At 69.8% G+C, this 22,167-nt stretch carries 21 protein-coding genes and 2 rRNA genes (1 of these 23 only partly in view); 14 read left to right on the top strand and 9 right to left on the bottom strand.

All coding sequences use genetic code 11. The features are described from left to right. Nucleotides 1-300 precede the first annotated feature (300 nt). The 4 genes from pstS to pstB all read left to right on the top strand — a co-directional run bounded on the left by pstS (nucleotide 301) and on the right by pstB (nucleotide 4,448). Nucleotides 301-1,434: a phosphate ABC transporter substrate-binding protein PstS gene (gene pstS, locus DDW44_RS06610; protein WP_108905841.1), complete on the top strand. Its 1,134-nt coding sequence runs from the start codon at nucleotides 301-303 to the stop codon at nucleotides 1,432-1,434. Between the two features lie 136 nt (nucleotides 1,435-1,570). Further along, nucleotides 1,571-2,563 carry a phosphate ABC transporter permease subunit PstC gene (pstC, locus tag DDW44_RS06615; protein WP_017945904.1) on the top strand — a complete coding sequence of 331 codons (993 nt, stop codon included), beginning with the start codon at nucleotides 1,571-1,573 and terminating at the stop codon, nucleotides 2,561-2,563. Next, a complete protein-coding gene (gene pstA, locus DDW44_RS06620; RefSeq protein ID WP_018889460.1) occupies nucleotides 2,563-3,642 on the top strand; it encodes a phosphate ABC transporter permease PstA in 1,080 nt (359 codons plus the stop codon). Before pstC ends, pstA begins: the two co-directional genes overlap by 1 nt. Nucleotides 3,643-3,671: 29 nt before the next feature. Further along, the gene (gene pstB / locus DDW44_RS06625) at nucleotides 3,672-4,448 is read left to right on the top strand and encodes a phosphate ABC transporter ATP-binding protein PstB (protein WP_017945902.1); all 777 of its coding nucleotides are present in this window, start codon (nucleotides 3,672-3,674) and stop codon (nucleotides 4,446-4,448) included. 424 nt (nucleotides 4,449-4,872) lie between these two features. Here pstB and DDW44_RS06630 read toward each other — a convergent pair whose 3' ends face one another. Then, entirely contained in the window at nucleotides 4,873-5,871 is a 999-nt protein-coding gene (locus DDW44_RS06630) for an inorganic phosphate transporter (protein ID WP_108905842.1), read from the bottom strand. A gap of 6 nt (nucleotides 5,872-5,877) precedes the next feature. Beyond that, entirely contained in the window at nucleotides 5,878-6,498 is a 621-nt protein-coding gene (locus DDW44_RS06635; RefSeq protein WP_027731940.1) for a DUF47 domain-containing protein, read from the bottom strand. A 187-nt stretch (nucleotides 6,499-6,685) separates the two neighbouring features. On the opposite strand from DDW44_RS06635, the gene DDW44_RS06640 reads away from it, so the two are divergent. Next, on the top strand, nucleotides 6,686-7,036 hold the full coding sequence (locus tag DDW44_RS06640) for a metal-sensitive transcriptional regulator (protein WP_017945899.1): 351 nt from the start codon (nucleotides 6,686-6,688) through the stop codon (nucleotides 7,034-7,036). Nucleotides 7,037-7,078: 42 nt separating this feature from the next. Here the strand turns inward: DDW44_RS06640 and DDW44_RS31970 are convergent, their stop codons facing one another. Both DDW44_RS31970 and DDW44_RS06645 read right to left on the bottom strand, forming a co-directional pair. Continuing rightward, nucleotides 7,079-7,246: a hypothetical protein gene (locus DDW44_RS31970; RefSeq protein ID WP_166802735.1), complete on the bottom strand. Its 168-nt coding sequence runs from the start codon at nucleotides 7,244-7,246 to the stop codon at nucleotides 7,079-7,081. A gap of 99 nt (nucleotides 7,247-7,345) precedes the next feature. Next, nucleotides 7,346-8,173 (bottom strand): SCO4651 family lipoprotein, encoded by an 828-nt coding sequence (locus tag DDW44_RS06645; protein WP_108905843.1) that lies wholly within the window; start codon nucleotides 8,171-8,173, stop codon nucleotides 7,346-7,348. Between the two features lie 60 nt (nucleotides 8,174-8,233). Between DDW44_RS06645 and DDW44_RS31975 the strand changes: the two genes are divergently transcribed. Continuing rightward, entirely contained in the window at nucleotides 8,234-8,389 is a 156-nt protein-coding gene (locus tag DDW44_RS31975; RefSeq protein WP_166802736.1) for a hypothetical protein, read from the top strand. 211 nt (nucleotides 8,390-8,600) lie between these two features. Here DDW44_RS31975 and DDW44_RS06650 read toward each other — a convergent pair whose 3' ends face one another. Together DDW44_RS06650 and DDW44_RS06655 are read right to left on the bottom strand one after the other, a co-directional pair. Further along, nucleotides 8,601-9,311, bottom strand: a complete 711-nt coding sequence (locus tag DDW44_RS06650) for a phosphatase PAP2 family protein (protein WP_108905844.1) — start codon at nucleotides 9,309-9,311, stop codon at nucleotides 8,601-8,603. 246 nt (nucleotides 9,312-9,557) lie between these two features. Beyond that, nucleotides 9,558-10,568, bottom strand: a complete 1,011-nt coding sequence (locus tag DDW44_RS06655) for a C40 family peptidase (protein WP_018889456.1) — start codon at nucleotides 10,566-10,568, stop codon at nucleotides 9,558-9,560. A gap of 371 nt (nucleotides 10,569-10,939) precedes the next feature. On the opposite strand from DDW44_RS06655, the gene DDW44_RS06660 reads away from it, so the two are divergent. The 8 genes from DDW44_RS06660 to DDW44_RS06690 all read left to right on the top strand — a co-directional run bounded on the left by DDW44_RS06660 (nucleotide 10,940) and on the right by DDW44_RS06690 (nucleotide 19,764). Further along, nucleotides 10,940-11,731, top strand: a complete 792-nt coding sequence (locus DDW44_RS06660) for a thioesterase family protein (protein WP_108905845.1) — start codon at nucleotides 10,940-10,942, stop codon at nucleotides 11,729-11,731. Between the two features lie 155 nt (nucleotides 11,732-11,886). Next, on the top strand, nucleotides 11,887-12,057 hold the full coding sequence (locus DDW44_RS31980) for a hypothetical protein (RefSeq protein ID WP_166802737.1): 171 nt from the start codon (nucleotides 11,887-11,889) through the stop codon (nucleotides 12,055-12,057). Nucleotides 12,058-12,418: 361 nt separating this feature from the next. Then, nucleotides 12,419-12,727 carry a hypothetical protein gene (locus DDW44_RS06665; RefSeq protein WP_017945892.1) on the top strand — a complete coding sequence of 103 codons (309 nt, stop codon included), beginning with the start codon at nucleotides 12,419-12,421 and terminating at the stop codon, nucleotides 12,725-12,727. A gap of 170 nt (nucleotides 12,728-12,897) precedes the next feature. Further along, nucleotides 12,898-13,731, top strand: coding sequence for a hypothetical protein (locus DDW44_RS06670; RefSeq protein WP_108905846.1), 834 nt, complete (start codon nucleotides 12,898-12,900; stop codon nucleotides 13,729-13,731). After that, nucleotides 13,721-15,085, top strand: coding sequence for a hypothetical protein (locus DDW44_RS06675; RefSeq protein ID WP_108905847.1), 1,365 nt, complete (start codon nucleotides 13,721-13,723; stop codon nucleotides 15,083-15,085). Before DDW44_RS06670 ends, DDW44_RS06675 begins: the two co-directional genes overlap by 11 nt. Beyond that, complete coding sequence (locus tag DDW44_RS06680; RefSeq protein ID WP_018889451.1) at nucleotides 15,082-16,635, top strand: SCO6880 family protein; 1,554 nt, start codon at nucleotides 15,082-15,084, stop codon at nucleotides 16,633-16,635. The genes DDW44_RS06675 and DDW44_RS06680 overlap by 4 nt, the downstream gene beginning before the upstream one ends. Before the next feature lie 43 nt (nucleotides 16,636-16,678). Further along, nucleotides 16,679-18,085 (top strand): ATP-binding protein, encoded by a 1,407-nt coding sequence (locus DDW44_RS06685; RefSeq protein WP_108905848.1) that lies wholly within the window; start codon nucleotides 16,679-16,681, stop codon nucleotides 18,083-18,085. A 77-nt stretch (nucleotides 18,086-18,162) separates the two neighbouring features. After that, the gene (locus DDW44_RS06690; RefSeq protein WP_108905849.1) at nucleotides 18,163-19,764 is read left to right on the top strand and encodes a type VI secretion protein; all 1,602 of its coding nucleotides are present in this window, start codon (nucleotides 18,163-18,165) and stop codon (nucleotides 19,762-19,764) included. A 145-nt stretch (nucleotides 19,765-19,909) separates the two neighbouring features. Here the strand turns inward: DDW44_RS06690 and DDW44_RS06695 are convergent, their stop codons facing one another. The 3 genes from DDW44_RS06695 to DDW44_RS06705 all read right to left on the bottom strand — a co-directional run. After that, nucleotides 19,910-20,461: a GNAT family N-acetyltransferase gene (locus DDW44_RS06695; protein WP_108905850.1), complete on the bottom strand. Its 552-nt coding sequence runs from the start codon at nucleotides 20,459-20,461 to the stop codon at nucleotides 19,910-19,912. Nucleotides 20,462-20,613: 152 nt separating this feature from the next. Continuing rightward, nucleotides 20,614-20,730 (bottom strand): 5S ribosomal RNA (gene rrf, locus DDW44_RS06700). A 105-nt stretch (nucleotides 20,731-20,835) separates the two neighbouring features. Next, nucleotides 20,836-22,167, bottom strand: a 23S ribosomal RNA gene (locus DDW44_RS06705); it runs 1,793 nt beyond the window's last position.

Consider the following 22,167-nt stretch of genomic DNA (forward strand, 5'->3'; position numbering starts at 1 on the left):
TGGGGGAAGATCGCGGGGATCGGCACGGGAACCCCCTCGCCACCCCCGGCCGGGACCCGCCCCGCGGTGCCCGCCGGCCCGCAGGTCACGCCCCGATAAAGGCGGAACTTCTTTGTCCGGCAGGGTTCACCTCCCGTTCACCACCCCCCGTCGGCGGCTTCACCTGATCTGCCTAATTTCGGGCCTACCCGGTGCCCGGCAGAGTGCCGCACCACCACCCCGACACGCGCCGCCGTAGAACGACGAGGACGGACGAGTCCCCGACCGCGACCCGGCGGCTTCTGGAAGGAACACCCGAAAGTGAAGCTTCAGCGCAAGAACGGGCTTCGCGCCACCGCGCTCGGTGCCCTCGCCGTGTCCGGCGCCCTGGTCCTCACGGCGTGTGGTTCGGACGACAACACCGGCGGCAGCGGCAGCGCGGGCGAGAAGAAGGCCGCCGCGTCGAACATCAAGTGCGACGACGCCAAGGGCCAGCTGATGGCCTCCGGCTCCAGTGCCCAGAAGAACGCGATGGACCTGTGGGTCAAGAACTACATGGCCGCCTGCACCGGCGTGGAGGTCAACTACAAGTCCTCCTCCTCCGGTGAGGGCATCGTCGCCTTCAACCAGGGCACCGTCGGCTTCGCCGGCTCCGACTCCGCGCTGAAGCCCGACGAGGTCGAGGAGTCCAAGAAGGTGTGCAAGTCCGGCCAGGGCATCAACCTGCCCATGGTCGGCGGCCCGATCGCCATCGGCTACAACCTGCCCGGCGTGGACAGCCTGGTCCTGGACGCCCCGACCGTCGCCAAGATCTTCGACACGAAGATCAAGAAGTGGAACGACCCGGCGATCGCCAAGCTGAACCCGGGCGTCAAGCTCCCCGAGACCACCATCCAGGCCTTCCACCGCTCCGAGGACTCCGGCACCACGCAGAACCTGGGCAAGTACCTCGGCAAGGCTGCCCCGAACGACTGGAAGTACGAGGCCGAGAAGAAGTGGCCCGCCCCGGGCGGCCAGGCGGCCCAGGGCTCCTCCGGTGTCGCGGCCCAGGTCAAGCAGGTCCCGGGCGCCATCGGCTACTTCGAGCTCTCCTACGCCAAGTCCCAGAACATCCCGGCGGTCTCGATCGACACCGGCGCCTCCGCGCCGGCCGAGGCCACCTCCGAGAACGCGTCCAAGGCCATCGCCGCCGCCAAGATCAAGGGCACCGGCAAGGACCTGGCGCTCGACCTCGACTACACCACCAAGGCCGAGGGCGCCTACCCGCTCGTCCTGGTGACCTACGAGGTCGTCTGCGACACCGGCAACAAGCCCGAGTCGCTCGACACGGTCAAGTCCTTCCTCGGTTACACGGCCTCGGACGAGGGCCAGAAGATCCTCACCGACGCCGGCTACGCCCCGATCCCGACCGAGATCAACGCCAAGGTGCGCGAGACCATCAACGGCCTCTCGTAACCGACCGGCTTCCGCGACGGCGGAGGCCGGCCCGGAGCGCCACTCCGGGCCGGCCTCCCCACCGTCACCCTCCGGTGCACCGCCGCCAGGGGAACCGCGACCCGCGGGCCCTTCCCCCACCCAGACCGGAAAGATCATGGCTTCCACCACACCCACAGAGACACCGCCGGCACCCCCGGCCGCCTCGCGCCGCGCCGCGTCCACCGGCCGCGTGGGGGACAAGGTCTTCCTTGGCCTCTCCCGTGGATCGGGCATCCTGCTACTCGCGATCATGGCGTCCATCGCCGTGTTCCTCAGCTACCGCGCCGCCCTCGCCATCTCCAAGGACGAAGGCAACTTCCTCACCACCTTCGACTGGAACCCGGCGGGCGACCCGCCGGTCTTCGGCATCGCGGTCCTGCTCTTCGGCACCGTCGTGAGCTCGATCATCGCGATGGCCATCGCGGTCCCCATCGCGGTCGGCATCGCCCTCTTCATCTCCCACTACGCGCCCCGCCGGATAGCCGCCCCGCTCGCCTACGTGGTCGACCTGCTGGCCGCCGTCCCGTCGATCATCTACGGCATCTGGGGAGCCCTGTTCCTCGTCCCGTACCTGGGAGGGCTGAACCTCTGGCTGGACGAGTACCTGGGCTGGACGTACATCTTCGACAAGACCGAGGTCGGCGTCGCCCGCTCCCTGTTCACCGTCGGCATCCTGCTCGCCATCATGATCCTGCCGATCGTGACCAGCGTGAGCCGTGAGGTCTTCCTCCAGGTCCCGCGGATGAACGAGGAGGCCGCGCTCGCGCTCGGCGCGACCCGCTGGGAGGTCATCCGCATGTCGGTGCTCCCCTTCGGCCGCTCCGGCGTCATCTCCGCCTCGATGCTCGGCCTCGGCCGCGCGCTCGGCGAGACGATGGCCGTCGCCACGGTGCTCTCCCCGAGCTTCCTCATCTCGCTCCACATCCTCGACCCGGGCGGCGGGACGTTCGCCCAGAACATCGCCGCGAAGTTCGACGAGGCCAACCAGTTCGGCCGGGACGCCCTGATCGCCTCCGGTCTGGTCCTCTTCGTGCTCACCCTGCTGGTCAACGGCGCCGCACGGCTGATCATCGCGCGCCGCAAGGAATACTCGGGGGCGAACGCCTGATGAGCCACGCAACCGTCAAGGACACCCGCACCGACGCCCCCGCACCGCGCCGGAAGAACACCCTGAGCCGCCGCGGACTCCCCCGCTGGGCCCAGCCCGCCTTCGCGATCGTCTCCGTCGCCCTCGGCTGCGGCATAGGCATGGCCGCCGGCTGGGAGAGCCGGGTCCAGTGGGGCCTGATCTCCGCCCTGCTGTTCGTGGCCATCTCGTACACGACCACCTCGGCCGTCGAGAACCGCCGCCAGGCCAGGGACCGCCTCGCCACCAGCGTCGTCTGGGTGTGCTTCGTCCTCGCCGTCGTCCCGCTGCTCTCCCTGATCTGGGTGACGGTCAGCCGCGGCATGAAGGCCCTCGACGGCTACTTCCTCACCCACTCGATGGCCGGCGTCCCCGGCTTCGAGCCCGGCGGCGGCGTCTACCACGCGCTGATCGGCACCCTGGAGCAGGTCGGTCTCGCGACCCTGATCTCCGTGCCCATCGGCCTGCTGACCGCCGTCTACCTGGTCGAGTACGGCAAGGGGAACCTGGCCAGGGCCGTGACCTTCTTCGTCGACGTCATGACCGGTATCCCGTCGATCGTCGCCGGTCTCTTCATCCTCTCGATCATGCTGCTGGCCGGCTGGTCCCCGTCCGGGTTCATGGGCTCGCTGGCCCTCACCATCCTGATGATCCCGGTCGTGGTCCGGTCCACCGAGGAGATGCTCAAGCTCGTCCCGAACGAGCTGCGCGAGGCCTCCCTCGCCCTCGGCGTCCCGAAGTGGCGGACGATCACCAAGGTCGTCATCCCGACCGCCGTCGGCGGCATCTCGACCGGTGTGATGCTGGCCGTCGCCCGTATCGCGGGTGAGACCGCCCCGATCATGCTGCTCGTCTTCGGCAGCCAGCTGATCAACACCAACCCCTTCGAAGGCGCCCAGTCCTCGCTCCCCTTCTACATCTGGGAGCAGTACCGGGTCGGCAGCGAGGCGTCGTACGACCGCGCCTGGGCCGCCGCCCTCGTACTGATCGCCTTCGTCATGATCCTCAACCTGGTGGCCCGCGGCATCGCCCGCTGGAAGGCCCCGAAGACCGGCCGCTGAGCGCGCGGCGATTTGGAAGTGACTGAGTAATGGCCAAGCGAATCGACATCAGCGGACTGTCCGCCTTCTACGGCTCCCACAAGGCGATCGAGGACATCTCGATGACCGTGGAGCCCCGCTCGGTGACGGCCTTCATCGGCCCCTCCGGCTGCGGCAAGTCGACGTTCCTGCGCACCCTGAACCGCATGCACGAGGTCACCCCCGGTGGCCGCGTCGAGGGCAAGGTGATGCTGGACGACGAGAACCTGTACGGCAGGGACGTCGACCCCGTCGCGGTACGGCGCACCGTCGGCATGGTGTTCCAGCGCCCCAACCCGTTCCCCACCATGTCGATCTTCGACAATGTGGCGGCGGGCCTGCGGCTGAACGGCTCGTACAAGAAGAACGAGCTCGCCGACGTCGTCGAGCGCTCGCTGCGCGGCGCGAACCTCTGGAACGAGGTCAAGGACCGCCTGAACAAGCCCGGCTCGGGCCTCTCCGGCGGCCAGCAGCAGCGTCTGTGCATCGCCCGCGCGATCGCGGTCGAGCCCGACGTCCTGCTGATGGACGAGCCCTGCTCGGCGCTCGACCCGATCTCCACGCTGGCGATCGAGGACCTGATCGGCGAGCTCAAGGAGCGCTTCACGATCGTCATCGTGACGCACAACATGCAGCAGGCGGCACGCGTCTCCGACCGCACCGCGTTCTTCAACCTCTCGGCGGTCGGACAGCCCGGCAGGCTCATCGAGATAGACGAGACGGAGCGGATCTTCTCCAACCCGTCCGTCCAGGCGACCGAGGACTACATCTCGGGCCGCTTCGGCTGAGCACCCCCTACTGCCCCGCGGTGCTGCATGGCGGTGCCACCGCAGGGCGAACGGTCGGCCCCCTCTCATCCCGAGCGGGGGCCGACGTCGTACCGTCCCCCGGGGGTACGGGGCCCGCTTCCGCGCACCGGGCGTCAGCCGTCCGGCATCCCGCATCCCGTATCCCGTATGCGGTATGCGGCATCCCGCATGCGGCATACGGCATACGGCATACGGCATACGGCATCCCATATCCCGCATCCCGCGTCCGGGGCACCCGCACGTGCCCGCGCGCAGGTGTGTGCGTCCATACGCGCCCGGCCTGTGGGCGCACGCCCGGGACGACCCGCCCGCCACCGGACCGGCACACTACCGGCGCGGCAGCGAAACGCCGCGCCCCGGAACGGGACGCGGCGCACGCTGCGGTGATGTCTCGCGGTACCGGCTAGCCGAACGCCAGGTTCACGATCCAGAAGCTCAGCGCCGCGGCGAGCGCCGCGGCCGGCATGGTGATGAACCAGCCCATCACGATGTTCTTCGCGACACCCCAGCGCACCGCGTTCACCCGCTTCGTCGCCCCGACACCCATGATCGCCGAGGTGATCACATGCGTCGTGGAGATCGGCGCGTGGAAGAGGAACGCCGAGCCGAACATGATCGACGCACCGGTCGTCTCCGCCGCGAACCCCTGCGGCGGGTCCAGTTCGATGATCTTGCGCCCGAGCGTCCGCATGATCCGCCAGCCGCCCGCGTAGGTGCCGAGCGACAGCATCACCGCGCAGACGACCTTCACCCACACCGGAATGGGGTCGCCGTAGTCCTCGACATCGGCGATGACCAGGGCCATCACCACGATTCCCATGGTCTTCTGCGCGTCCTGGAGGCCGTGGCCCAGGGCCATTCCCGCCGCGGACACGGTCTGCGCTATACGGAAGCCCCGCTTCGCCTTCGCCGGGTTGGCCCGCCGGAACATCCACATGATCGCGCACATCACGAGGTAGCCGGCGACCAGGCCGACCAGCGGCGACACGAACATCGGAATGACGACCTTGTCGAGCACCCCGCCCCAGATGACCTCGGTGCCGCCGGCCAGCGCCGCCCCCACCATGCCGCCGAAGAGGGCGTGCGAGGACGACGACGGCAGACCGAAGTACCAGGTGATCAGGTTCCAGCTGATCGCACCGACCAGCGCCGCGAACAGGATGCCCATGCCCCGGTCGCCGCTGGGTGTCGCGATCAGGCCCTCGCTCACCGTCTTGGCGACCCCGCTGCCGAGGAAGGCGCCCGCGAGGTTCATCACGGCGGCCATGACCAGGGCGGCGCGAGGCGTCAGGGCACGCGTCGACACGGAGGTGGCGATCGCGTTCGCCGAGTCGTGGAAGCCGTTGGTGTACGTGAAGAAGAGCGCGACCCCGATGGTCACGACCAGCGCAAAGGTGTCCACGTCCGCTCAGGACTCCTTGACCGCGATGGTCTCCACCGTGTTGGCCACGTGCTCGAACGCGTCCGCGGCCTCCTCGAGCACGTCGACGATCTGCTTGAGCTTGAGCACCTCGATGGCGTCGTACTTGCCGTTGAAGAGGTGCGCGAGCAGCTTGCGGTGAATCTGGTCCGCCTGGTTCTCCAGGCGGTTCACCTCGATCCAGTACTCGGTGAGGTTGTCCATCGTCCGCAGGTGCGGCATGGCCTCCGCGGTCAGCTCCGCGGCCCGTGCCAGCACCTCGATCTGCTGCTCGACGCCCTTCGGCAGCTCCTCGATGTTGTAGAGGACGACCAGGTCGACGGCCTCCTCCATGAAGTCCATGATGTCGTCCAGCGACGACGCGAGGGAGTAGATGTCCTCACGGTCGAAGGGCGTGATGAACGAGGAGTTCAGCTGATGGAAGATCGCGTGGGTGGCGTCGTCCCCGGCGTGCTCCGCGGCGCGCATCCGCTCCGCGATCTCGGCCCGGGCGGGACCGTCCGCGCCGAGCAGTTCCATCAGGAGTTTGGAGCCCGTCACGATGTTGTCCGCGGACGCGGCGAACATGTCGTAGAAGCTCGTCTCCCTGGGGGTCAGACGAAATCGCACGTGGGGTCCTCGGGGTACTGGGTCTGGGCCAGGCTGATGCTAGGCGCATCATCCGGCCACGGCTAACCGGCGCCTCCTCAGTGTCGCCCATCGACAGGAGAGACCGGCACGGGGCCCTGACCGAACCATCAGGGATCGGTACCATATACCCACGAGGGGTATACCGGACAGGTCTGCGGGAGGACCGATGACGACCACGGAGACGGCCGGCGGACTTCCGGTCACGGCCCAGCAGGAAGCGGGCCACGACCAGGGCGTCCACGGCTACCACAAGCAGAAGGACGAGCACCTCAAGCGGCTGCGCCGGATCGAGGGCCAGATCCGCGGGCTGCAGCGCATGGTCGGCGAGGACACGTACTGCATCGACATCCTCACCCAGGTCTCCGCCTCCACGAAGGCGCTGCAGTCCTTCGCGCTGCAGCTGCTGGAGGAGCACCTGCGCCACTGCGTCGCCGACGCCGCGCTCAAGGGCGGCGACGAGATCGACACGAAGGTCGAGGAGGCCACCAGGGCGATCGCCCGGATGCTGCGGACCTGACCCCCGCCCGCACCCGAGGGCCGGCCGCGGCCGCGGCCGGCCTCACTCGGTGTCGATCATGCCGACGTGGACGTTCAGCACCTCGTCGATACGGTCGGGGCTGAGCCGCTCCCCGGGCGCGGCCGAGGCCGCGATCATCAACTCACCGCACAACTCGATCTCGGCGAGGGCCACGTGGTCCTGGACCGTCGGCGTACTGGCGGGAGCCACGTGCATTCACCTCTTCCGGCCGGTGTCGGCTTCCTAGCGTAGGGAGCGGGATACACACCGCGCATGGCACGTCCGGACCATTTACCGACCCCCCGGTGCCTACATCCGGACGCGGCCCGCGTAGATGTCCCGGCGGTCGGGAAGCCGCACCACGACGGGGACGCCGAACTCGTACAGCAGGGTCGTGGACGCCACGGCGACCGTTCTGCCCTGGTTGGCGAAGCTGAACTGGTGGCGCACCTTGCGGAGCCGGCCCTCGGAGTCGAGATAGGCGTCGAAGGACACGGCGTCCTGGTCGAACCCCTCGGCCGCGGCGGCGAGCGCCCCGCGGGCGTGGGCGGACGCGGCCCGTGCGGCGTGTGCGATGTCGGTGACACCGCGGTAGTGCGCGACCCGCACCCCCGCCAGCTCCACGTGGCCGACGAACGTCGCACTCCGCGCCCCGCGCAGCAGTTCCGCGGCGGCCGCCGGGTCGGTCGCCCCGCCGGTGACCAGATTGCCGTCCGTCAGCGCCGTCGTGTCCACTCTGACCCACTTGTCCGGTGGCACCCCGGCACCGCGGTCCTTCATGTACAGGGCGCCGGGAGCGAGCAGTTCGGTGATCGGCTGCCGGCCGCTGGAGCCGGCCGGGTCGTTGGGCAGGACCACGCGCAGCCGACCCATGGCCCGCCGGAAGTCGTACCCGCCCTCGCCGCGGATGGTGACCCGGGTCCCGCCGGCGGCCGTCTCCATGGCGGTGCGCGCCTTCGCGGTACCGGCCTCGGCCAGCACGTCCGCCGCCTTTTGCACGCTGAGGAGGGGATCCGCGCCGGCGCGGGCGTCGGCGACGGCGTCACCGCCGCCCGAGCAACCGGCGGTACCGGACACTCCCATCACGGCGGCGGCGGCACACGCGCCGCGCCTGAGCCAGTGCTGCTGCACCACCATCGCCTGTCAACCCCCAACACGCTCGCCGCTGCCCCGCATAACGACCGGTACCGTGGAAGGGTGCGCCCCGCTCACCACCACACCACGACCGTCGAGCGGGGTTCGTTCGCGCTGGCCCGCTGCTCCTGCGGCTGGACGGGCCCTGCCCGCCGCTCACGGGAGCGCGCCCGTACGGACGCGAGGGCGCACGAGTCGGCGGCGCCCGGCGAGGCCTGAGGAGTCCTCAGCCCGGGCGGCGTCACGGCCGCCCGCCCGCCGCCCGCGCTCGAGCAGGGGGGACCTGAACCGGGGAACCGGGGGGACCTGAACCGGGGAACCGGGGGGACCTGAACCGGGGAACCGGGGGGACCTGAACCGGGGGGAACCGTAGGCCCGGGGAGAACCGGGGGGACCTGGAAGGCCCTGGGGTGACTCGCCCTACCGGCCCTCAGGCCGCCAGGTCGTTGCGCCCGGGCCGCACACCGGGTTCGGGTATGTCGAGGAACTCGTGCTGCTGCTCGGGCGTCGCCGCCCGCCGCGACCGTACGAGCCGGCCCGCGACCCCCGAGCGGGACACCGCCGACACCAGCGGGGTGAGCAGGGCCTGCGCGAGGGGGGCGAGGAGAAGCACCACCGCGGTGCCGAGCGCGAATCCGCCGATGACGTCGGTCGGGTAGTGGACGCCCATGTAGACCCGGCAGAAGCCCTCGGCGAGCGCAAGCCCGATCGCCGCGAACCCGAAGCGGCGGTGGGCGACGAACACCCCGACGCCGATGGCCATCGCCATCGTCGAGTGGTCGCTGACGAACGAGAAATCGGTCTTGCCGGCGACCAGGACCTCCAGGCCCTGGTGGTCGAGGAAGGGTCTCGGCCGTTCCACGAAACCGCGGATCGGCACATTGATCAGCAGCGCGATGCCGGCCGCCAGCGGCGCCCAGACCAGCGCGGCGACCGCGGCGACCGAATCCCCGGGGGTGCCGCTCCGGCGCACGCTCCACCAGCACCACAGCGCCACGAGGACGAGCGCGAGCATGATTCCGTACTCGCCGACGAACCCCATGACGCGGTCGAACCACGCCGGAGCCGACCGGGCCAGCCCGTTGATGTCGTAGAGCAGACCGACATCCGGATTCACGCCGTCGAGTGCGAGTCCAGCCATCTGCTGCGGCCCCTTGCCTGTGTGTCGCCAGTCGCGGCGCACGCCCGTGTGCGCCGCGTTCCGAGACCCCGTGTCCGGTGCGGTCCGTACGTACTGCTCCGATCCAGGGAACGACCCGTTCCGCGCGTACGTTCCACTCTCCACGAAACGATCACCATGACGTTATCGAAGAGTGATGCGTCGTCGCAGTTCAGGCCAGGGCCGCACGCAGAGTCCGGCCACGCCCGACACCCTGTCAGCCGGTCGTCAGACGGCGGGCCGTGGCGGGCTCGGCAGCGCCTCGGCACCGTCCCTGGTCACCCGCGTCGCACCGAAGTAGTCCGGGGTGTCGATCTTGTCGAACCGGATCACCGCCCCGGTGTACGGCGCGTTGATCATATAGCCCCCGCCGACGTACAGCCCGACGTGCCTGATGGCCCGTGAATCGGCCAGGTCGTCGGAGAAGAACACCAGGTCACCGGGGAGCAGTTCGTCCCTCGACGGGTGCGGCCCCGCGTTGTACTGATCGTTGGCCACGCGCGGCAGCTCGATCCCGACGGTGCGGTAGGCGGCCTGCGTCAGGCCCGAGCAGTCGAACCGGCCGCCCTGCTCCGGAGTCCCGTTGCCGCCCCAGAGGTACTTCGTACCCAGCTTCTGCTGCGCGAAGTAGATGGCCCCGGCCGCCTGCCGCGACGGCTCCACCCGCCCGACCGGCCGCGCGAAGCTCTTCTCCAGGGTCCGGATGACCTTCACGTAGTTCTGCGTCTCCCGGTACGGCGGCACCCCGCCGTACTTGATCACGGCGTAGGCGCCCGCGTTGTACGCGGCGAGCATGTTGTCCGTCGGGTCGCCCGGGGCCTTCTTCACATATCCCGCGAGCTTGCAGTCGTACGTGGCCGCCGACGGGATCGCGTCGGCGGGGTCCCACACGTCGCGGTCCCCGTCACCGTCCCCGTCGACGCCGTGGGCGGCCCAGGTGCCGGGGATGAACTGGGCGATGCCCTGCGCGGCGGCGTGGCTCTGGGCCCGCGGGTTCCAGCCGGACTCCTGGTAGAGCTGCGCGGCGAGCAGCGCCGGATTGATGGCCGGGCACAGGTTGCCCCACTTCTGCACCAGCGGCTGGTACACGGCGGGGACGGCCCCCTTGGCCAGCGCCACGGCCCCCTTCGCGCCGCCCCCGAGGCCCGCGGCGGCGGAGAAGGTCCCGACGACGAGCAGGGCGACGAAGCCCAGACAGAGCCCGAGGGCCCCGCCCGCGACGAGCCACGCCTTACGCACCGTCAATCACCCTCCACCGCACGGCAGTCCACCGCTCGTCAGTGTAGGTGCGGAGCACCCGGTTCAGGGGGCGCACAAGGGGGCCGGTGAAGCACGGCGGCGGGCACCGGGCGACGGGCGGGGTGCCGGGACGGACGGGAGGAGGAGGGAGGAGGAGGGAGGAGGAGGGAGGAGGACGGAAGGAGGACGGAAGGAGGACGGAAGGAAGCGGCTCGAGGGGGCGGGCGCGGTGCGGTGCGGTGCGGTGCCTGCCGCAGGCCGACCGGAGGTCGCGGGCCGGGCTCGGGGGTCGCCTCGAGGGGCTGTTCCGGAAGGTTACCCGCAGGTAGCGTGTGGCCGGTACAGCTACCTTCGGCGAGAGGCGGCCCCTCATGGCGGAACACCAGGCGTTCTACGAGCGGATCTCCGCGGACCGCTTCTCGCCGACCGAGCACACCCGCGGCCCCTGGGACGCCGGATCGCAGCACGCCGGACCACCCGCCGCGCTACTCGGCCGCGCCCTGGAGGAGCGGCGCGGCGCACGCGCCGACATGCGGCTCGCACGCGTGACGTACGAGATCGTCCGCCCCGTGCCGATCCACCCGCTCGAGGTGACGACGACCGTCCTGCGGGCCGGGCGCGGCGTGGAGATCGTCGAGGCGGCGCTCACACCCGAGGGCGGGGCGCCGGTGATGTTCGCCCGCGGCCTGCGCGTCCGAACGCTGGACGAGCCGGGACCCGCGGTCGCCGAGGGACCCCGGGTGCCGTCGCCCGGCGAGACCGCCGAGACGCCCTTCTTCGCCGTGCCGTGGGAGGTGGGCTACCACACGTCCATGGACACCCGGTTCACCGAGGGGACCTTCCGGGAGCAGGGCCCCGGAACCTGCTGGATGCGGATGCGGATGCCGCTCGTCGCGGGCGAGGAGGTCCGCCCGCTGGACCGCGTCCTGGTCGCCGCCGACTCCGGCAACGGCATCAGCAACGTCCTGGACTTCGAGCGCCATGTGTTCGTCAACGCCGACCTGACGGTCCATCTGCACCGGCACCCGGCGGGCGAGTGGGTCTGCGTCGAGGCCCGCACGAGCGTCGACCCGGCCGGCATCGGCCTGGCGGACGCCCGGCTGCACGACGAGAAGGGCCCGATCGGCCGCAGCGCCCAGAGCCTCTTCGTCGCCCCTCGCTGAGGCCGCCCCCGGGACGCGACGGCGCGGTCCGGACCTCCGCCGCCCCGGCGAGGTGGTCTGGACCAGCACTGGTTACGCTGTGTCACGCGGCCGGAAGGCTGTGCACCACCCCGCCGTTCGACCGACGGCGGGGAGACCGGCACCAGGAGCAACACGTGCAGAACCCGCAGAACCTGCGGAACCCTCGGAACCTTCAGAACGCAGCGGCCGGCGCCAAAACGGCGGGCCGCAACGGCGACTCCGGGGGAACCGTCGCCGCCGTGACCGTCATCGCCCTCATCACCGTGGCCGTCGCACTGCTCGGCTACATGGTCCTCAACCGCTGACCGTCGCGGTGTCGCCGGGCGGAGCCGCACCCCGGCTCCGCCCGGCGCTCACGACCCCCGCCGGACGCTTCCGCCCCGCTCCGGCGAGCGCCCCCCTACCCGCTGCACGCCCTGGGTGCCACAACGACAGTCATTGCCCGAAGTCACGCTCCGTGATACACAGAGTGACGAAACGTGTCCTCCCGCCCGTCCCGGCCGCACGGGCAACCGCAGGTCAGAGCGACCGGACCGGCATCCATGCGCGGATCGAGTAAAGAGAGCCGCCAAGTCGGCGCACGCGGACGGTTTCATCAGCGAAGATAGAGGCGGCCTGTGCCATGGGGCAGGGGCGTACAACTACCCAACTGGGGCGGTGAGTTATATGTACCTGGCGGCTGAAAAGGGCGACATCACCACCATCATCGGCGGAATCGCCCCGAACTGGGGGCCCTTCGGCAGCCTCGGGAACGAGGCACGCGTGATGATCGAGGTCGTGATGGCCGTCGCCATCCTGCTCTGCCTGGGCATCGCGATCTGGGGGGCCGCGAAGCAGCGCATCGGCGCCACCGCCCTCCGCGACACCTTCAGCGCGGAACAGGGCAAGGGCCTGATCGTCGCCGGCCTGACCGGCGTCTTCATCATCGGGTCACTGGGGACCTTGTTCACCATCGTGTACGGGATGGCCGTCTGACGCCCCGTACCGCCCCGCGCCCGCCCCCGACACCACCCGTCCGTCGCGCCCACCGGCAGAGGTTGCGTCCCCCTGATGTCGAGTCATCACACCCCGCCCGCACCGAGTACAGCAGGGCTACCGTCGTACTACGGCACGGCAACGCACACGGCTGAGGGGGCGTCTGCGGCATGAGCTACGACGACGAGACCGACGGCTTCGGCAGCGCCACCGGCGGCACGGGCCAGACCCGCACCCGCCTCCCCGAGGGCGGCACCGGCGACGTCTACGGCGGCGCCCGCAGGCCCGCCCGCAACTCCCGCTCCCTGGTCATGGTCGTGGGCGTGGTCGTCCTCCTCATCTCCGCCATCGCCTTCGCCAACCGCGGCGACGGCACCGTCTCCCCCGGCACCACCGACACGGCCAAGGGCACCGCCCCCACCGCGGCCACGGGCATCCGCCCGGTGGCGGGCAAACACGCGGGCATCCCGGCGGGATACGCCAAGGACGAACAGGGGGCGCAGAGCGCGGCGGCGAACTACGCGGTCCCTCTTGGCTCGGCCGACATGTACGACAAGGCACGCCGCCACGAGATCGTGAGCGCCGTCTACGCGCCCGAGGTGGTCGACTCCCGGCAGTCGGACCTCGACAAGGTCTACGCGGACACCGGCTTCCTCACCCGCATCGGGCTGAAGGAGGACGGCACCGCACCCGACGGCCTCACGTTCATCTCGCGAGTCGTACCCGTAGGCACCAAGGTGGAGAAGTTCAGCGGCGCCACCGCCACCGTGGCCGTCTGGTACTCGTCGCTCTTCGGCCTGGCCGGGGAGGGCTCCACGAACCCCGTCTCCGAGAGCTGGTACACCGCCACCTACGAGATGAAGTGGACCAACGGAGGCTGGAAGGTCACGGGGCACACCCAAACGGACGGGCCCGTGCCTGTGGGCCGCGACCAAGCGGCCTCAACCGCCAAGGAAATGGCCGACGCGGTCCAACAGTTCGGAGGGTTCACCTATGCCCGGTAAGCGGTCCCGCCGCGCAGGCACCCTGGCCGCAACCGTGGGAGGCATGCAGGCCGCCCTCATGGTCGCGGCCCGTCCGGCGTCCGCCGCGCCGACCCCCACGCCCAGCCCCGGTGCCAGCAACAACCCATGCGACCTGATCCGCGGCCCCGCCCGCGACTACTGCGAGAACGGTGAATCCGGCGGAGCCGCTCGCCGCGCCCCCTCGCTCGACGACCCCGCCGGCGCCCTCGACCCCCTCTCCTCGCTCGCCCGCGGCTGCGCCGACGCCGCCGCCTGGGTCGTCGACACCCTCTCCAAGGCGGTGAAGTCCACCGCCGAAGTGGACTTCACCAACACCACCTTCCTCGGCCAGTACGCCGTCGTCTTCGCCGCCGCCACCTTCCTCACCCTCGTCCTCTGGCTGCTCGCCGTCGCCAAGCGCGCCATCCGCGGCGTCCCCCTCACCACCGCGATCTCCGAGGCCGTCGGCTTCCTCTGGCTCACCGTCCTCGCCTGCGCCTTCACCCCGCTGATCCTCTACACGCTCGTCTCCGCGACCGACTCGATCACCGACGTGATCGCCCAGGGCACCGGTGGCCAGACCGACGTGTTCTTCGGCAGCTTCAAGGAGGCACTGCAGAAGGGCGACGACATCGGCGGCGGGCCGATCATGCTCATCGTGGTGTCGCTGGTGACGATCGTCGCCGCCGGCGTCCTCTACCTGGAGCTGTTCCTCCGTGCCGTCCTGCTGTACGTGGGCGCCCTGCTCGGCGTGGTCGTGTACTCGGGGCTCGTGGACAAGAACATGTGGGGCCACGTCCGCCGCTGGGCCGGAATCATGATCGCGGTGATCCTCGTCAAGCCGGTCATCGTGATCGTGCTCGGCCTCGCCGCGGCGCTGTCCGCGGACGACGGGCCGAACTCGTTCTCCGCGGTCGTCACGGGACTCGCCATCATCCTGCTCGCGATCTTCGCCTCCGCGATGATCTACCGTTTCGTCCCCGGGTTCGGCGACGAGATCGCCGCGTCCCGCAACAACCGGCTCCAGAACGGCGCGGAGAGCAAGGCCGCCGCCGTCATCAGTTCGCCCGCCGCCCTCGTCTCGCAGGGCATCAAGACCCACAGCAGCCGCACCCACCAGCCGGGCGGCGGCGGATCCGGGGGCGGCAGCGCCCCGAGCCCCGTCGCCGGCGGAGTCGCCGCCCACAGCACACGCGGGGCCGGATCCGGTGCCGCGAGCGGCGGCGGAACCGTTCCCTCCGCCGCTCCTCCGCCCCGTAGCGGAGGCCCGGGCGGCACCCCGCACACCCACCGCAGGAACTCCGGCAGCACCACCGGCACAAGCACAGGAAGCACAGGAGGTGGAGGGCGTTGACGACGCAGTCCCCGGCCATCGCGCCCCGCCGCACCTATCTGATCGGCCGGGCCCGGCCGAACGCGATCATCGGCAAGAACCGCGAGACCGGCGAGATCGCCCTGATCATCGCCGGGGCCTTCCTCGGCATGATGAGCGGGCTGCTGGTCCCGGTCCTGTCCCTGCGCATCGTGCTGCTCACCGGCTTCCCGCTGCTCGCTCTGGCCGCCGTGTACGTGCCGTACAAGCAGCGCACCTTCTACCGCTGGTACGAGATCAACCGCAGCTACAAGCGCACCCTGCGCCAGGGCACGGTCTACCGCTCCGGCGCCGTCGAGGCGGGCACCCGCATCGACGGCCGCGAGGTCGAGATCGGCCCCCCGCCCGGCATCGGCCGTATCAACTGGCTGGCCGCACCCTTCGGCCCGGACGAGATCGCCGTACTGCTGCACGCGGACCGGCGCACCGTCACCGCCGCCATCGAGATCGAGGGCCCCGGCGTCGGACTGCGCGACAGCGAGGACCAGGAAGCCCTGGTGGACCGTTTCGGCACGCTGCTGAAGCATGTCGCCAACGGCGACGGCTTCGTGACGCGACTCCAGATGCTGGCCCGTACGCTGCCCGCCGACCCCGACGCGCACGCCAAGGACGTCGCCCAGCGCGGCGACCCGGGCGCCCCCGGCTGGCTCCAGCAGTCCTACGACCAGCTCCAGTCGATGGTCTCCACGTCCAGCGAGCAGCACCGCGCCTACCTGGTCGCCTGCATGCACTACAGCAGGGAACTCGCCGCCGAGGCCCACGCCATGGCCCGCGCCGCCCGCCAGGCCACCGGCGCCAGGCGGCTCGACAAGGACGCCGGTCTCGCCGTCGTCATGGCACGCGAACTCACCGACATCTGCGCCCGCCTCGCCGAGGCCGACATCCGCGTCCGCCAGCCGCTCGGCCAGGCCCGGCTGGCCTCCCTCGTGCACTCCATGTACGACCCGGACCACCCCATCGACCACATCCAGGCCATGACCAAGCGCAACGCATGGCCCGCCGAACTCGACGCCATGGAGCCCACCTACCTCCAGGCCAAGACCCGCGAGTCCGCCACCCGCGCCCCCTGGTGCCACGCCACGGCCTGGGTGAAGGAGTGGCCGCTGACCCCCGTCGGCGTCAACTTCCTCGCCCCGCTGCTCGTCCACACCCCCGACGTGATCCGCACCGTCGCGGTCTGCATGGACCTGGAGCCCACCGAGGTCGCCATCGAGCGCATGCTCACGGAGAAGACCAACGACGAGGCCGAGGCCAGCCGGGCCGCCAAGATGAACCGCACCGTCGACCCCCGCGACATCGCCGCCCACGGCAGGCTCGACCAGCGGGGTGAAGATCTCGCCAGCGGCGCGGCAGGCGTCAACCTCGTCGGGTACATCACTGTGTCGTCGCGTACGCCCGAGGCCCTGGCCAGGGACAAGCGCACGATCAGGGCCTCGGCGGGCAAGTCGTACCTGAAGCTGGAGTGGTGCGACCGCGAGCACCACCGGGCCTTTGTCAACACGCTGCCGTTCGCCACCGGCATCCGCCGATAGCGGCTGACACGCACCGACACGCGCCGATAGGGGCCCTCATCCGATGCGAGACCCGCTGTCCGTCCTCACCGAGTCCTTCACGTCCTTCCTCTTCGGGAAGGTCGAGACGACCCGCTCCCCCGTGCGCACCTCCACGGGACAGGCGCAGGCCGTCTACCTGCCGACCGCGGCGCCGGGCCTCGGCGACTCGGGCGTGATCATCGGCCGCGAGGTCTACAGCGGCAAGGGCTACGTCTACGACCCCTTCCAGCTGTACGGCCAGCAGCTCCCGGCCCCCCACTGGCTGGTCCTCGGCGAGTCCGGCAACGGCAAGTCGGCGCTGGAGAAGACGTACGTCCTGCGGCAGCTCCGCTTCCGCGACCGCCAGGTCGTCGTCCTGGACGCGCAGGGCGAGGACGGCGTCGGCGAGTGGAACCTCATCGCCCAGGAGCTGGGGATAACACCCATCCGGCTCGATCCGAGGGCCGCCCTGGACGACGGGATCCGCCTCAACCCGCTCGACCCGTCGATCACCACCACCGGGCAGCTCGCGCTGCTGCGCACCATCATCGAGGTCGCCATGGGGCACGGCCTCGACGAGCGGGCGGGCTTCGCACTCAAGGTGGCGCACGCGTACGTCAACGAGACCATCGGCGACCGGCAGCCGGTCCTCACCGACATCGTCGAGCAACTGCGCCACCCGGAGCCGGAGTCCGCGGCGGCCATGAACGTCGACATCGACGACGTGCGGGCCTGGGGTCTGGACGTCGCCCTGGTCCTCGACCGGCTCGTCGACGGCGACCTGCGCGGCATGTTCGACGGCCCGACGACCGTCGGCATCGATCTGGACGCCCCCCTCATCGTCTTCGACCTGTCGCACATCGACCGCAACTCCATCGCCATGCCGATCCTCATGGCCATCGTCGGCGTCTGGCTGGAGCACACCTGGATCCGCCCCGACCGGAAGAAGCGCATCTTCCTCGTCGAGGAGGCCTGGCACATCATCAACAGCCCCTTCGTCGCGCAGCTCTTCCAGCGGCTGCTGAAGTTCGGCCGACGGCTCGGCCTGTCCTTCGTCGCCGTCGTCCACCACCTGAGCGACGTGGTCGACGGCGCCGCCGCCCGGGAGGCCGCCGCCATCCTGAAGATGGCGTCGACGCGAACGATCTACGCCCAGAAGGCCGACGAGGCCCGTGCGACGGGCAGAGTACTCGGACTCCCCCGGTGGGCTGTGGAGATCATCCCCACCCTGACCCCCGGTATCGCGGTGTGGGACGTCAACGGCAATGTCCAGGTCGTCAAGCACCTGGTGACGGAAGCCGAGCGTCCCCTGGTCTACACGGACCGGGCGATGACGGAGTCCGCGCTCCCCGAGGACGTCCGCGCCGCGGAACAGGAGACGGAGGAGCGCGCGGCCTTCATCGAGCGGCAGCAGCGGCGGCTGGACTCCCCCGAGTCGACGGTGGCCTGACGGTGGGGCACCACCCGGGACGCGGCCCAGGACGGGAGCGCCCGCACCAGGAGCGGGGCGTCCCCGACGGCCTGCTCGTGGGCGTCCTCGGCTTCCTCGTCGGGCTGACCCTGCTGGTGTGGACGGCGACGGGGCTCGCCGGCCTGCTCGCGCACGGGTCCTGGCCGGAGGGCGTGACGTTCACCGACACCCCGCTCGCCATACGCAGCCTGGTGTCCGAACCCCGGGACCTGCCCGCGGCCTGGCCCGCCACGCCTGCCGAGCGGCTTTCCGGCCACGGACTGTTCTGGGGTCTGCTCATCGGGCTGCTGATGACGCTCGTGGTGCTGACGGTCTTCGTCCTGGGCACCCTGTCCCGGTGGCGCGCGGTCAGACACCGCCGGGAGGCGGCCGGGGAGACGAGCGTCGACGACCCGGCCGAGACGGTCGTGTCGGCGGTACCGGAGACGGTCGCGGACCGGCGCGGTTCCCGTCCGGGCACGGCCGTCACCGAGGAGACCCCCGTCCCCGCGGGGGCCGTGGCCGGCGCCGGTACGACATCGCCGGCCGAAGCGGTGACCCCCGTCGAAGCGACGTCCGCCGCCGAACCCGCGCAGGTACCGGTGCCGGCCGACCACGGCGCGGCCGCGGCACCTGCCGAGCCCTCCGCCGTCGTCGCGGCACCTGCGGAGCTCTCCGCCGCCGCAAACCTTCGTGCGCCGGAGCAGCCCGGTCTCCCGGCCCCCCGCCGGCCGCAGGTGCTCTACGGAGCCCCGTCCGTCCGGCGCCCCTCCGCGGTCCAGGCGATCCTGGACGCGGCCGGGCCCGCGCTGGTCGTCACATCCGATCCGACGCTCTGGTCGGAGACCAAGGACGCCAGGGCCAAACTCGGCCCGGTCCTCGTCTACGATCCGGGCCATCTCTGCGACACGCCCGCCCGTCTCCACTGGTCCCCGACGGCCGGCTGCGCGGACCCGGCCACCGCGGCGAGCCGGGCGGCGGCCCTCTTCGCTCCCGTACGGCCCCGTTCCCGTCTCGACGAAGCCGTCGCGGACACCGCCGAGACACTGCTGCGCTGCTGGCTGCACGCCGCCGCCGTGGACGGGCGCCCGTTCAAGCAGGTCCACAGGTGGGCACAGGGAAGTGGCGCCCATGAGCCCGTACGGATCCTCCGCACCCATCCCAAGGCCGCCTCCGGCCTGGCGGGGCTGCTCGAGTCGGCCCTCACCTCGCACAGCGAACGCCGCGAGATCGCCCAGGAGCTGACGGCCCGTACGCTGACAGCCCTCTCCTCCGTCCACATCCGTCAGGTCTGCACTCCGAACCGAGCGGATTCGCTCACCTTGGAATCATTTGTGGACGAGGGGGGCACTCTCTATGTGGTGGGTGACCCGATCGAGGACCCGCGCTCCCGCCCGGGAGCCATGCCGCTCCTGACCGCACTCACCTCAAGCGTGGTCGAGCACGGCCGCCGCATGGCCGCACGGTCATCCGCCGGTCGGCTCGACCCACCACTCGCCCTCGTCCTGGACGACGTCGCCGCGGTGGCCCCGCTGCCGCTCCTCCCGGAGCTGCTGGCCACGGGCCCGGCACTGGGCATGCCGACGCTCGCGCTGCTGCGCTCCCGCGAACAGGGCCGTGCCCGCTGGCCGCAACCGCTGACACCCGACACCGGACCCGGCCCGACCACTCCCTACTGATCGTTTCAGCATGCGGCAGAGACGCTCGCTCGTCGTCGAGCCTCCGAAGGACCTGCTCGAACACACCGGAGTCGAGCAGACCGGCGAGTACCCGGACGAACTCGCCGACATCACCCCCCGCCGCCACTGCCACCCGCGGCCCGTCTCACAAACGGCGCAGTTCGTACTCGAACTCCCTGACCGACGGGTCGGACGGCACCGGCACGGAGTCGCCGCTCGGCACGAACCCGAATCGCCGGTAGAACGCCATGGCGCGGCCGTTTCTCTCGTGCACATACAGGCGGACCCGCTCGACCGGCGGCTCGGTCAGCGCCCACGACCATGCGACGGCAGCCCGGAACAGCCCCTCCGTCACGCCGGTTCCCCGCGCCTCCGGCCGTACGAACACCCCGACCAGGTGCGTCTGGTCGACCTTGGCCGGCTCCCCGAACCGCACATCGTCCGCGGGGCCTTCCACCATCACGGTCACGGTGCCCACCCAGCGTCCTTCGGCGTCCTCCGCGACGAACTGACGGAGGCCCACCCCGGACGCGGCGGCATCGGTCGTCTCCTGCCAGTACTCCGCGGGCCTGCCCTCGGCATGCTCATAGGTGTCCAGAAAGGCTATGGGTGCCACGGGGTCCTGAAGGGCGGCCAGCCGGATCTCCCGGGCCTTCTCCCACTCGCCGGTTCGTACGGCGCGTATGCGGTGCTCCATGCTCAGATCCTCGCGGCCGCGACGACGGCGTGCCAAGGCGTTTTCTCCGCACCACGACTGCGGGTCGGCGTCTGCGACGGGGGTGGCCGGTAGCCCGCCCCTGGAACGCGGAAAGCCCCGGACCATACGGTCCGGGGCTTTCCCCAATGATTGTTCGGCGGCGTCCTACTCTCCCACAGGGTCCCCCCTGCAGTACCATCGGCGCTGAAAGGCTTAGCTTCCGGGTTCGGAATGTAACCGGGCGTTTCCCTAACGCTATGACCACCGAAACTCTATGAAACTGTCGAACCAGCCGACCAGCACCCCACCACCGGCGGTAACGCGGTCTCGGCATGTTCGCAACTTCAGAACAAACACAGTGGACGCGAGCAACTGAGGACAAGCCCTCGGCCTATTAGTACCGGTCAACTCCACCAGTCACCTGGCTTCCATATCCGGCCTATCAACCCAGTCGTCTACTGGGAGCCTTACCCCATCAAGTGGGTGGGAGTCCTCATCTCGAAGCAGGCTTCCCGCTTAGATGCTTTCAGCGGTTATCCCTCCCGAACGTAGCCAACCAGCCATGCCCTTGGCAGGACAACTGGCACACCAGAGGTTCGTCCGTCCCGGTCCTCTCGTACTAGGGACAGCCCTTCTCAAGACTCCTACGCGCACAGCGGATAGGGACCGAACTGTCTCACGACGTTCTAAACCCAGCTCGCGTACCGCTTTAATGGGCGAACAGCCCAACCCTTGGGACCGACTCCAGCCCCAGGATGCGACGAGCCGACATCGAGGTGCCAAACCATCCCGTCGATATGGACTCTTGGGGAAGATCAGCCTGTTATCCCCGGGGTACCTTTTATCCGTTGAGCGACGGCGCTTCCACAAGCCACCGCCGGATCACTAGTCCCGACTTTCGTCCCTGCTCGACCCGTCGGTCTCACAGTCAAGCTCCCTTGTGCACTTACACTCAACACCTGATTGCCAACCAGGCTGAGGGAACCTTTGGGCGCCTCCGTTACCCTTTAGGAGGCAACCGCCCCAGTTAAACTACCCATCAGACACTGTCCCTGATCCGGATCACGGACCCAGGTTAGACATCCAGCACGACCAGAGTGGTATTTCAACGACGACTCCACCTGAACTGGCGTCCAAGCTTCACAGTCTCCCACCTATCCTACACAAGCCGAACCGAACACCAATATCAAACTGTAGTAAAGGTCCCGGGGTCTTTCCGTCCTGCTGCGCGAAACGAGCATCTTTACTCGTAGTGCAATTTCACCGGGCCTATGGTTGAGACAGTCGAGAAGTCGTTACGCCATTCGTGCAGGTCGGAACTTACCCGACAAGGAATTTCGCTACCTTAGGATGGTTATAGTTACCACCGCCGTTTACTGGCGCTTAAGTTCTCAGCTTCGCCCCACCGAAATGGAGCTAACCGGTCCCCTTAACGTTCCAGCACCGGGCAGGCGTCAGTCCGTATACATCGCCTTACGGCTTCGCACGGACCTGTGTTTTTAGTAAACAGTCGCTTCTCGCTGGTCTCTGCGGCCACCCCCAGCTCAGAGTGCAAGACTCATCACCAGGCGTGGCCCCCCTTCTCCCGAAGTTACGGGGGCATTTTGCCGAGTTCCTTAACCATAGTTCACCCGAACGCCTCGGTATTCTCTACCTGACCACCTGAGTCGGTTTAGGGTACGGGCCGCCATGAAACTCGCTAGAGG

Source organism: Streptomyces tirandamycinicus, assembly GCF_003097515.1.
Taxonomy (GTDB): Bacteria; Actinomycetota; Actinomycetes; order Streptomycetales; family Streptomycetaceae; genus Streptomyces; species Streptomyces tirandamycinicus.